This window comes from Ligilactobacillus faecis (assembly GCF_029889745.1).
GTDB classification, from domain to species: domain Bacteria; phylum Bacillota; class Bacilli; order Lactobacillales; family Lactobacillaceae; genus Ligilactobacillus; species Ligilactobacillus faecis.
The window spans coordinates 1,184,270-1,197,391 of record NZ_CP123639.1 but is presented as its reverse complement, the minus strand read 5'-3'; the positions used below and the strand labels follow the sequence as shown (position 1 = coordinate 1,197,391).

Below are 13,122 nucleotides of genomic sequence, written 5' to 3'. Positions count from 1 at the left end.
AGCTTTCAAAAGTTTTTGAAACAACTATTCTGCGCTTTGACTGATCATTTAGCTAAACGTGCAGCTTCAGTTAAAAAGTTGATCGGCTGATTAAAATTCGGATAAAAGAATAGATCCGAAACTTTCAATTCATCGATCGTAACTTCTTTTTGGATCGCAAGAGATAGCATATATAAAACGCCTGCTTGGTCAGTTTCAGAACAAAGTTGCGCTCCGATCAGCCGACGACTTTTAGCTAAATAGATCAAACGCAAGCGGATCTTATTATTTTGTGGCATAAACAGCGGTTTTTGCCAATCTTCATAATCAACGTATTGATAATCCAGATCATGCATTTGGGCCTCGGTAACTGTAACTCCAGTCGCAAAAAGGTTCAAGCCTAAAATACTGACAGCATTCGTTTTTTGGGTCCCACTTGATGATACTCGTTCACCAGCAATATTTTTAGCTGCTACATAAGCACCACGCATTGCATCTGAAATAGCAAAATTTACAACTAATTCATGTAATACATTTGAATACGAAGTTGAACAATCCCCCACAGCGTAGACGTCTGGTTCAGATGTTTGCTGATACTCGTTGACGATATAAGCTCCATTAGTATATAGTTCCAAATTGAAACGGCCTAATGTCGTATTAGGTAAAAAGCCCATCGTTAAAATCACCATCTCGGCTTCATACGTTCCTTGAGTCGTTGTGATCTGCGTCAAACGTCCCTCTTCGCCATCATATGCTAGCACTTCTTCGTCCAAATGAAGACTGACACCAGCATCACGCAATCGTTTTTCAACGATCTTTCCAAATGGTTCATCATAATGTGACATCATCAAATGTGATTTAGCTTCAAAGATCCGCACATGTTTTCCACGAGCTTTGATCGCTTCTGCCAACTCAACTCCGATATAGCCACCACCAATGATCGCGACCTCTTTTACGCAATCAAGATCTAGTCGTTGATTCACTTTCAGACCTTCTTGCAAATTTTTGATCCGGTAGATCCCTTTTAGTTTATTCCCCTTGATCCCTAAACTAACTTGATCTGCTCCAGTCGCTAAAACGAGCTTATCGTAATTTAAGTGTTTGACACCTTGCTTATTGCGGAAAATGACCCGTTTTGCCTTAAAATCGATCTTCTCAACTGTCGTATTTGTGTACAGTTCTTCCAATTGACTAATGATCTGATCAAGACCTTTATAGAAAAAATTCTTGTATGAATCAGCCCTGTTTCCTAAAATCATCGGTGTTCCACAGCCAAGATAACCTATATTTTTACTTTTATCGATCATCGTGATCGCAAAGTTCTTACCGGTTTGAAGTAAATTTTGTGCAACTGCCAAACCAGCATTATTCGCCCCCACAATAACGATCTTTTCTGCAGACATTTTTTCACCCTCATTTTTATTTATTCTTACCTATTTTATATATAAAAAAATTTATCTTTGGATAAGCACTAATAAGACTATCTATCTATGTTTAGTTCTTACATTATACCAACTAAATTTATCATCTACTAGACCTTATCTCAAGTCGAATTTTTTTAATAAAAAAAGAAGAGTACTTTGCCTCTTCTTTTCTAGACTATATTATCAGATCTCTTTTTCGTCATCTTTCTTCTTGGCGAAGCCGATAAGTCCTAAGAGACCAGCTACGATAGAAGCACCTACAGCAGCTAGCGTGTTATTTTGCTTATCACCTGTTTGTGGCAATTCATTCGCCTTAGTTTCAGTCACTTCAGAAGTTGCTGGAGTTTCTTCGATCGGTGTTTGAATGTTATTAACTGGTGTTGCATTTGGTGCTTTTGGTGTTTCAGGAGCTTTTGGTGTTGGTTGAGCTGGTTGTTCAACTACATGGTAAACAACTGGCGTATCAACACCGGGCTCACTTGGTGTCACACTTGTTGTTTCTGGTACCATACCTGGGACATCTGGTGTGTTTGTAACAATGACCTTAGTTGGATCGTTTGGATCATTTCGATATTGAGGTGTTGGTACATTTGGAATTGGATTTCCATTTGGATCCACTGGAATGATCTTGCCGATCGGTCTGTAGGTCACTGTATTTTCGATATCTTGTTGTTGTGCTTCTTGCCCTGGAACATTTGCACGATCTGCATAGTATCCTTCGATGACAGGAGCTTTGACATCTGCATAGCTATCGATATCGGAATTCCAATTTTCATTTGGATTCAAGACTTCACCAGTAACCTTATCAATGATCAATGTCCGGGTCCATGTGGATGTTTGAACATCATCATCGTATAACTGGTTACCATTTTCATCTACAAAATGAACCGTTGAAGTATATTGTTTTGTATACCCATCTTTAGCTGGCCATTTTGGTCCATTTGGATCATTTGGATTGATCGGTGTTCCTGGTTCATGTGGATCGTTTGGTCCAACTGGTGCTGTACCATGATCTAATTTAACAACGAAAACTTGATCTTCATCATCGTTATCATCATAAACTGGAGTTCCAGCATTCGTAAAGCCATCTTCTACTAAAACGTAGCCTTTGTTGATCAACTCATCGATCCGTGGTGTTGTAGAGTAATCGATCTTATCGCCTGATCCACCCGTTACCGTATCAGTTTCAAGTGTTTTACCAGTCTTTGTATCAACATAAACGATCTTAGCTGTTTGAACATGTTTTTCAGGTGTAACTGGTACGTAGATCACTGGTGTATCTTCACCTGGTTTATCTGGTGTCACAGTCGGTACTTCTGGACGATAACCTGGGATCTCTGGTACTGGTTGGTCTGGCACTGTCTTACTTGGATCAGTTGGATCGTTTGGATATTGTGGCGTTGGTGCATCTGGAATTGGTTTTCCATTTGGATCAACTGGAATGATCTTACCTAACTTAGCATACGTAAAGGTTACTGTAACGTTGTCTTTACCAAATGTACCTTTAGCGTTGTCTGAAGTTACCTTCAAGTAGTAGCCATCGATAACTTTAGCATCGCCTGTGACGTCGTATTCTGTACCTTCTTTGTAATCTGTTCCTTTAGTTACAGAAGCAGATAATTCATTACCTTCTTCATCAACGAAGCGTTCTGTCAAGCTGTACTTGTCTTCTACAACTGGCACATAGATCACTGGTGTATCTTCACCTGGTTTATCTGGCGTAACTGTTGGCACTTCTGGACGATAGCCTGGGATCTCTGGTACTGGTTGATCTGGCACTGTCTTACTTGGGTCAGTTGGATCGTTTGGATATTGTGGTGTTGGTGCATCTGGAATTGGTTTTCCATTTGGATCAACTGGAACGATCTTACCTAACTTAGCGTACGTAAAGGTCACTGTAACGTTGTCTTTACCAAATGTACCTTTAGCGTTGTCTGAAGTTGCCTTCAAGTAGTAGCCATCGATAACTTTGGCATCACCTGTGACGTCGTATTCTGTACCTTCTTTGTACTCTGTTCCTTTAGTTACAGAAGCAGATACTTCGTTACCTTCTTCGTCTACGAAGCGCTCTGTCAAGCTGTACTTATCTTCCACAACTGGCACATAGATCACTGGTGTGTCTTCACCTGGTTTATCTGGTGTCACAGTTGGCACTTCTGGACGATAGCCTGGGATCTCTGGTACTGGTTGATCTGGCACTGTCTTACTTGGGTCAGTTGGATCGTTTGGATATTGTGGTGTTGGTGCATCTGGAATTGGTTGTCCATTTGGATCAACTGGAACGATCTTACCTAACTTAGCGTACGTAAAGGTTACTGTGACGTTGTCTTTACCAAATGTTCCTTTAGCGTTGTCTGAAGTTGCCTTCAAGTAGTAGCCATCGATAACTTTGGCATCGCCTGTGACGTCGTACTCTGTACCTTCTTTGTAGTCTGTTCCTTTAGTTACAGAAGCAGATACTTCGTTACCTTCTTCGTCTACGAAGCGCTCTGTCAAGCTGTACTTGTCTTCCACAACTGGCACATAGATCACTGGTGTGTCTTCACCCGGTTTATCTGGTGTCACAGTTGGCACTTCTGGACGATAGCCTGGGATCTCTGGTACTGGTTGATCTGGCACTGTCTTACTTGGGTCAGTTGGATCATTTGGATATTGTGGCGTTGGTGCATCTGGAATTGGTTGTCCATTTGGATCAACTGGAACGATCTTACCTAACTTAGCGTACGTAAAGGTTACTGTGACGTTGTCTTTACCAAATTTGCCTTTAGCGTTGTCTGAAGTTGCTTTCAAGTAGTAACCATTGATAACTTTAGCGTCACCTGTGACGTCGTATTCTGTACCTTCTTTGTAATCTGTTCCTTTGACAACTGTTGCGGATACTTCGTTTCCTTCTTCGTCAACAAAGCGTTCAAGTAAGCTATACTTGTCTTCCACAACTGGCACATAGATCACTGGTGTGTCTTCACATGGTTTATCTGGTGTTACACTTGGTACTTCTGGTTGGTAGCCTGGGATCTCTGGTACTGGCGTTGTTCCACCCTTAGTTGGATCGTTTGGATCATTAGGGTATTGTGGATTTGGTACGTTTGGAATTGGGTTTCCTTCTGGATCCACTGGAATAACTTTACCTAATGGTCGGTAAACGACTTGTTCAGTCAAGTTTTCTTGTACTGTATCTTTAGCGTTTACGACTGCTTTATCAGCGTAGTAGCCTTCAACGACTGGAGATTTGACTGCATCGTATTGTGACTTGTCAGCTGTCCATGCTTCATTAGGGTTCTTGACTTCTCCTGTCACTGTGTCAATGATCAATGTCCGCGTCCATGTTGATGTTTGCACATTGTCATCGGCAACTTTGTTACCTTGTTCATCAACATAAGTGATCGTTGATGTGTAGTCTTTACTGTATTGATCTTTAGCTGGCCATTTTGGTCCATCTGGGTCGTTAGGATTGATCGGTGTATCTGGTTCGTGTGGATCGTTTGGTCCAACTGGTTTTTCACCGTGTTTCAAGATAACTTCAAAAACTTGATCTTTGTTTTTATCGTTATCAAACATTGCATCAACTGGGAAACCATCACTTACAAGCACATAACCCTTGTCAGTCAAATCTTTGATCTTAGCAGCAGTTGAGTATTCGATCTTAGCGTTGCTCTTACCTGAAACATTGTCAGATGCAAGTTGTTGCCCTGTTGTTTCATCGATATAGTTGATCGTTGCTTTTTGATCATCGTAGTTGTAAACAACTTTTGTATCCTTACCAGGATCTTCTGGCGTCACACTTGGTACTTCTGGTGTCATACCTGGGATCTCTGGTACTGGTTGATCTGGCACTGTCTTGCTTGGGTCAGTTGGATCATTTGGATATTGTGGTGTTGGTGCATCTGGAATTGGGTTTCCATTTGGATCAACTGGAATGATCTTACCTAACTTAGCATACGTAAAGGTCACTGTGACATTATCTTTACCAAATGTTCCTTTAGCGTTGTCTGAAGTCTTGATCAAGTAGTAGCCATCGATAACTTTGGCGTCGCCTGTAACATCGTACTCTGTACCTTCTTTGTAGTCTGTACCTTTAGTTACAGAAGCAGATACTTCGTTTCCTTCTTCATCAACAAAACGTTCTGTCAAGCTGTACTTGTCTTCTACAACTGGCACATAGATCACTGGTGTATCTTCACCTGGTTTATCTGGTGTTACAGTTGGCACTTCTGGACGATAACCTGGGATCTCTGGTACTGGTTGGTTTGGTACTGTCTTACTTGGGTCAGTTGGATCGTTTGGATATTGTGGCGTTGGTGCATCTGGAATTGGATTTCCATTTGGATCAACTGGAACGATCTTACCTAACTTAGCGTACGTAAAGGTTACTGTAACGTTGTCTTTACCAAATATACCTTTAGCGTTGTCTGAAGTTGCTTTCAAGTAGTAACCATTGATAACTTTAGCGTCACCTGTGACGTCGTATTCTGTACCTTCTTTGTAATCTGTTCCTTTGACAACTGTTGCGGATACTTCGTTTCCTTCTTCGTCAACAAAGCGTTCAAGTAAGCTATACTTGTCTTCCACAACTGGCACATAGATCACTGGTGTGTCTTCACCTGGTTTATCTGGTGTTACACTTGGTACTTCTGGTTGGTAGCCTGGGATCTCTGGTACTGGCGTTGTTCCACCCTTAGTTGGATCGTTTGGATCATTAGGGTATTGTGGATTTGGTACGTTTGGAATTGGGTTTCCTTCTGGATCCACTGGAATAACTTTACCTAATGGCCGGTAAACGACTTGTTCAGTCAAGTTTTCTTGTACTGTATCTTTAGCGTTTACGACTGCTTTATCAGCGTAGTAGCCTTCAACGACTGGAGATTTGACTGCATCATATTGTGACTTGTCAGCTGTCCATGCTTCATTAGGGTTCTTGACTTCTCCTGTCACTGTGTCAATGATCAATGTCCGCGTCCATGTTGATGTTTGCACATTGTCATCGGCAACTTTGTTACCTTGTTCATCAACATAAGTGATCGTTGATGTGTAGTCTTTACTGTATTGATCTTTAGCTGGCCATTTTGGTCCATCTGGGTCGTTAGGATTGATCGGTGTGTTTGGTTCGTGTGGATCGTTTGGTCCAACTGGTTTTTCACCGTGTTTCAAGATAACTTCAAAAACTTGATCTTTGTTTTTATCATTATCAAACATTGCATCAGCTGGGAAACCATCACTTACAAGTACATAACCCTTGTCAGTCAACTCTTTGATCTTAGCTGCAGTTGAGTATTCGATCTTAGCGTTGCTCTTACCTGAAACATTGTCAGATGCAAGTTGTTGCCCTGTTGTTTCATCGATATAATTGATCGTTGCTTTTTGATCATCGTAGTTGTAAACAACTTCTGTATCCTTACCAGGATCTTCTGGCGTCACGCTTGGTACTTCTGGTGTCATACCTGGGATCTCTGGTACTGGTTGATCTGGCACTGTCTTGCTTGGGTCAGTTGGATCATTTGGATATTGTGGGTTTGGTGCATCTGGAATTGGGTTTCCATTTGGATCAACTGGAATGATCTTACCTAACTTAGCATACGTAAAGGTCACTGTGACGTTGTCTTTACCAAATGTACCTTTAGCGTTGTCTGAAGTTGCCTTCAAATAGTAACCATTGATGACTTTGGCATCGCCTGTGACGTCGTACTCTGTACCTTCTTTGTAATCTGTTCCTTTGACAACTGTTGCGGATACTTCGTTTCCTTCTTCGTCAACAAAGCGTTCAAGTAAGCTATACTTGTCTTCCACAACTGGCACATAGATCACCGGTGTGTCTTCACCTGGTTTATCTGGTGTTACACTTGGTACTTCTGGTTGGTAACCTGGGATCTCTGGTACTGGTTGGTCTGGCACAGTCTTGCTTGGGTCAGTTGGATCATTTGGATATTGTGGGTTTGGTACGTTTGGAATTGGGTTTCCTTCTGGATCCACTGGAACGATTTTACCTAACGGCCGGTAAACGACTTGTTCAGTCAAGTTTTCTTGTACTGTATCTTTAGCGTTTACGACTGCTTTATCAGCGTAGTAGCCTTCAACGACTGGAGATTTGACTGCATCGTATTGTGACTTGTCAGCTGTCCAAGCTTCATTAGGGTTCTTGACTTCTCCTGTCACTGTGTCAATGATCAATGTCCGCGTCCATGTTGATGTTTGCACATTGTCATCGGCAACTTTGTTACCTTGTTCATCAACATAAGTGATCGTTGATGTGTAGTCTTTACTGTATTGATCTTTAGCTGGCCATTTTGGTCCATCTGGGTCGTTAGGATTGATCGGTGTATCTGGTTCGTGTGGATCGTTTGGTCCAACTGGTTTTTCACCGTGTTTCAAGATAACTTCAAAAACTTGATCTTTGTTTTTATCGTTATCAAACATTGCATCAACTGGGAAACCATCACTTACAAGCACATAACCCTTGTCAGTCAAATCTTTGATCTTAGCAGCAGTTGAGTATTCGATCTTAGCGTTGCTCTTACCTGAAACATTGTCAGATGCAAGTTGTTGCCCTGTTGTTTCATCGATATAGTTGATCGTTGCTTTTTGATCATCGTAGTTGTAAACAACTTTTGTATCCTTACCAGGATCTTCTGGCGTCACACTTGGTACTTCTGGTGTCATACCTGGGATCTCTGGTACTGGTTGATCTGGAACTGTCTTGCTTGGGTCAGTTGGATCATTTGGATATTGTGGTGTTGGTGCATCTGGAATTGGGTTTCCATTTGGATCAACTGGAATGATCTTACCTAATGGCCGATAAACGACTTGTTCAGTCAAGTTTTCTTGCACTGTGTCTTTAGCGTTTACCATTGCTTTATCAGCATAGTACCCCTCAACAACTGGAGATTTGACTGCATCATATCGTGACTTGTCAGCTGTCCATGCTTCGTTAGGATTTTGAATCTCTCCTGTTACCTTATCGATTTGAAGCGTCCTTGTCCATGTAGAAGTTTGCACATTGTCACTAGCAACTTTGTTACCTTGTTCATCAACATAAGTGATCGTTGATGTGTAGTCTTTACTGTATTGATCTTTAGCTGGCCATTTTGGTCCATCTGGGTCGTTAGGATTGATCGGTGTATCTGGTTCGTGCGGATCGTTTGGTCCAACTGGAGCAATATCATGTTCTAAAGTAACATAATAAGTCATAGGTTCATCCCCAAACGTAGCATTAGTTGGAACACCATCACTAACTAACTTATAACCCTTATTAATAAAGTTTTCGATCTTCGTTGCTGTTGAATAATTTAAATCAGTTCCTGGCTTACCTTCAAGTTTATCAGTATCCAAAACTTTGTTGTTTTCAGTCTTATCCTGGTAAATGATCGTCACAGGTTGGTTTTGAACTACTTTCTTATAAACAACAACTGTTTCGTAGTTAGCTGGCATTACCGCAACGCCACCATTGTTCTTGTAAGCTTCACTCAATTGACCATTTTCAACAACTGAATCGTTTGGCATATCCAATGTTGCATGGATCGAAGAAGCATCACCACCGACCTTTACACCATTTGCGTTCGTTGATTGGATGCTTGCTGTGTAACCAGCTAATTCTGGTGTAGCTACAGCATCATACGCCGTCTTCGTGTTGACACCATTTGCAACTTGCCAACCGCTATCTTTAGAAACAATATATAAATTCTTGATATAATCTAAGATCTGATCTGCAGTATGGGTAGCTCCGTACTCCTTAACACTCTTGATTTGTTCTGGAGTCAGATCAAGAGTGATATCGCGTGTCAAATCAACTGTTTGCGTGACTGTTGGTGCTGCCTCTGTACCATCTTCGTAAACATATTTGATCACGTTTTGATGTTGACCAGCCGCTTGAGTCTCCGTCGTATGAGGGAACCAGATCTGATGAGAAGCACGCATGGTAGAAAGACCATAATATGGTGCTACACCATTGTTTCCCCGTTGGACATCTGGACTCACATCTCCTTGTTCGTAAATATTATTAGCAGCTACACCAGCAGTCAATCCAATACCACTGATCGATAAGTCTGGATTTACCCCATTATCATACTTGTTTCTAGATCTAAATCCATCTTTATCAAAGTTTGCCGAATTAATATTTAACCAGATCAAATCCGCGGGTTGCTTATTATCACCCCGCTTAACTTTCTGATAAACAACATAATCAGTCCCTGAAACTCTGAAGGTACCTTTTGTTCCCGCCATATAAACCAAGTTTGCATTAAATTTAGGACCTGTATCTTTAATATTCAAACCACCGACTGGCATCCAACCAGTTACAGCCCCGCCATTGGAAAAGCGCTCTAAGTTAAGGTAGAGCGGGTCTTGAATATCGATAACAGATTTGGCTGCCCCTAATGGGAACGAGATCAATTCGGCATAAAAGTTTGTGTTATCATCACGAATATCAACAACAGCACCTTTTTTAGAAGTAAACGCTGCTGCTGTATTAGCATTTTGTGAATCTAAAGAAATAACATCATCCCATGGATTATCACCACGGCCCGTCAGGATCACACGGAAAGTAGCATATTCATCGATCGTGATATTACCACCTTCATTGACACCAATATAGTTATAACCGTCATAACTACCGGACGTACCTGTCTTACCTTTTGATTCAAATAAAGTATTTGAGTGCTTAGAGATCACGATGTTTGAGTTGTTAGCTAGATCTAAAGCGACCCCACGTCCATTATTTTGGAAATGAACGTTAGAGTATTCACCAGATGTAAAGTTAGCATTGTTACCTAAAATGAGGCCATCGCGTCCAGCAAAGTTAAAGGTCGAATATTCGCCAAACGTTACCGCTGTTGGGCCGTCATTTCTTGAGCGAGCACCATAACCGCCAAAACGATCGCTATCTGTAATTCCGATTGCTGGACGATCAGCCCCGATCGAAACAGCTTGACCGATGCTTGTGTTCATATTGACAGTTGAGTTACGTCCAGTCAAGAAGTTACCACCATTCAACATGAAGATCCCAGCATCATGATAACGCGCACTATCTGTAGCGTTATTTGTGTTCATGTTAACGGTCATCGTTGCGTTATCACCAACACGAACTGTAGAACCATCTGGTAAGTTGATACCATCACCGATCGCAGAACGGTTGAGCGTAAAGTTAGCTCCATTTGCAACTGTTACTGACTTAGCACCCCAGATGTTTGCATCATTTCCGTTTTTCTTATATGTGTTAACTGTTGGTTTACTTGCAGAAGAAACCGTTGAAGTCGTTGTTCCATCGATCACAACATTAGCATTTCCGCTACCACCATAAAGTGAAGCACCAGAATGCCTTACATCTTTATAAGTTACAGTACTTGTACCATAAGTGTTACCAAAAGTTACCGTACCGTCAGCACTTGTTGTTGTTAAATTCAAGTTTTCAAACGTTAAGTTCCAATTTCCGTTAGCTACTAACGGTGTCGAACCAAAATTGATCCCTGAATTTTGATTAGCACCTTTGATGACAACACTACGGTTATTACCATAAACAGTACCTGTTCCCCTTGCGCTGATCGTCCCGTCAACGTTGATCGTTTGGTAGCGACTATTATTCAAAGCATTGATAAGTCCAGTCCAGTTATTGACAGTTGTGGAAGTACTATCATTTTCGGTTACTGTTGCCGCTCTAAAGGTTGCAACTGGTGTGGCTTCTTTATTTTCTTCTGTTTGAGCATTTGACTCAACTGTATTCGCAGTATTTACTTGACTTACAGCTGATTTTGCTTCATCATTAGTGGATAATGTAGACTCAGTTGTTGATTCTTTTTCAACATCAGTATTATCTTGTGTGTTGTTGTCTACTTGCGTATTTTCATTTTCTTTGCTTGCGGAGGATCCTTCTGCTGAGCTAGTGTCATCTGTGGAAGATTTTGTGGAAGTTGATGACGTTTCAGCAGCTGTTTCTGTTTGAGCGTCTGTGGAAGTTTCAGTCACATCGGAAGCCTTTGTTGCATCAGTAGTGGAAGATTCTGTGGAAGTTGATGCTTCAGCTTCATTTTTTAGTGACTGTTGATCAGCGTCTGTGGAAGTTTGATCAGCTGACTTAACGATCGCTGTTTGTTGTTCAGTTATCTGTTCGGAAGCACTTGCGCCTGTAGCGGAACCGAGGAAAAAGGTCGTCCCTACCAGAACGGAAGTTACACCGATACTTAACTTTTTGATCGTATATTTAGAAGCCCGGTTAGCAGATTTCTGAATATACAGATCTTTATTATTTTTTGAAACCATGTATTACTCTCCTTTTTCTAAATTGATATCGAACTCAAATAAAGTATATTATAAATAAATTTATGCCAAAATGTATATTTCCGCATAAATTGTATAAAACGATTTATAATAAATTTTAAAAATTGAATATTTCAATACTTTTTGACTTTTTAAACAAATAGTTAGTATTGATAGTTTTAAAAAAGTTATAATAATTACGAGGAGATTTTGTAATATTTTATTTTAATTAGTTTATTATCAAAGGGGTCCTAATCTATTATGAAGAGGCTAAAAATGATCAAATCTTTGCATATTTGCCTTAGATTACCGATCATCGTTTTTGATGAAAATTTAGAAATAATCGAAGAGTATCGTTCAAATCGAACGACCGTACTCTTTAGTGACTACGAGAATATTTTACATGATGCCCTTGAATCTCACGAACTATTCAATTTTATCAGTGGCGAATTGAACGATATGTTTTTACTCTATAACTTTGAGAATTTTCATATTCTTTTTGGACCATTCAAGTGTAATCATATTAACAAAACGTTCTTTAATAAAGATATGAAAAAATTAAAAGTCAGTCCCCGCGACCAAGAGCTACTCTATACCTACTTAGAAGAGTTACCACTTTTTTCAACCAGTGAGCTCCGAGATATTTTGATCATGGTCCATTATTTCTTTTCTGGTGAGATCAAAGACCTAATGACTGATAAAGTGCATTTTGATGCTAAAAAATATTCGACTGAGATCACTGACCAACGGATCGAATACCTTATTTCTCAAAATTTCGATTCTAATATGTACCTATATTTATATGAACATAAGATCTTAGACTATGTCCGCAACGGCGATGTTAATAAATTACGTGATATGGTCTTTAAATTAAGTAATGGCGTTGTACCTGCAGTTACTGGTGATTCTTTACGCTCTGAAAAAAATTATTCGATCGTTGTTTTTGAAAAATTATCCCAAACGGGGATCGAACTTGGAATGGATATCATCACAGCTTATAGTAGCCGTGATCTTTTTATCAAAAAAACAGAATTGAGTACGACTTTAGATGAGATCTTACAAGTTCGCGATGCCGCGATCGTTTATTACACAAACGAAGTTAACGAAGTTTCATCTAAACATCTATCACCGTTGATAACTTCGATCGTTCAATACATTAATACCAATATGTATCGTCCGCTTAAAGTCAAAGAACTAGCACATCAATTCAATATCAGTGAATCTAAACTGCGTTCTCTCTTTAAAGCAGAACTTGGTTCAACTGTCCAAGATTTTATTACTGACCGGAAGATCTCAGAAGCAAAACTAATGCTCAAATCAAACGTTACGACAAATGAAGTTGCCTATACTTTAGGTTTTGCAGACGCCTCTCACTTCTCACGTGTCTTTAAAAAATTAGTTGGTCAGACCCCAAAACAATATCAGCAAACTGCAACTTTACTTGATTAAAAAAGCCTTGGCAAAACGCCAAGGCTTT

Annotated in this window: 3 protein-coding genes; 1 reads left to right on the top strand and 2 read right to left on the bottom strand. The window is 40.2% G+C overall.

Going from position 1 to position 13,122, the window contains the following annotated elements:
• Window positions 1-44 precede the first annotated feature (44 nt).
• Both QFX10_RS05645 and QFX10_RS05640 read right to left on the bottom strand, forming a co-directional pair.
• Entirely contained in the window at window positions 45-1,382 is a 1,338-nt protein-coding gene (locus QFX10_RS05645; RefSeq protein WP_280605305.1) for an FAD-dependent oxidoreductase, read from the bottom strand.
• A gap of 204 nt (window positions 1,383-1,586) precedes the next feature.
• Window positions 1,587-11,648 carry a mucin-binding protein gene (locus QFX10_RS05640; protein WP_280607211.1) on the bottom strand — a complete coding sequence of 3,354 codons (10,062 nt, stop codon included), beginning with the start codon at window positions 11,646-11,648 and terminating at the stop codon, window positions 1,587-1,589.
• Window positions 11,649-11,906: 258 nt separating this feature from the next.
• Between QFX10_RS05640 and QFX10_RS05635 the strand changes: the two genes are divergently transcribed.
• A complete protein-coding gene (locus tag QFX10_RS05635) occupies window positions 11,907-13,094 on the top strand; it encodes a YSIRK-targeted surface antigen transcriptional regulator (RefSeq protein WP_280607210.1) in 1,188 nt (395 codons plus the stop codon).
• Window positions 13,095-13,122 lie beyond the last annotated feature (28 nt).

What these genes read in the sequence shown, in the direction of transcription:
- QFX10_RS05645 (WP_280605305.1), bottom strand. Translation starts at nt 1,382, where the DNA reads ATGTCTGCAGAAAAGATCGTTATTGTGGGGGCGAATAATGCTGGTTTG.
- QFX10_RS05640 (WP_280607211.1), bottom strand. Translation starts at nt 11,648, where the DNA reads ATGGTTTCAAAAAATAATAAAGATCTGTATATTCAGAAATCTGCTAAC.
- QFX10_RS05635 (WP_280607210.1), top strand. Translation starts at nt 11,907, where the DNA reads ATGAAGAGGCTAAAAATGATCAAATCTTTGCATATTTGCCTTAGATTA.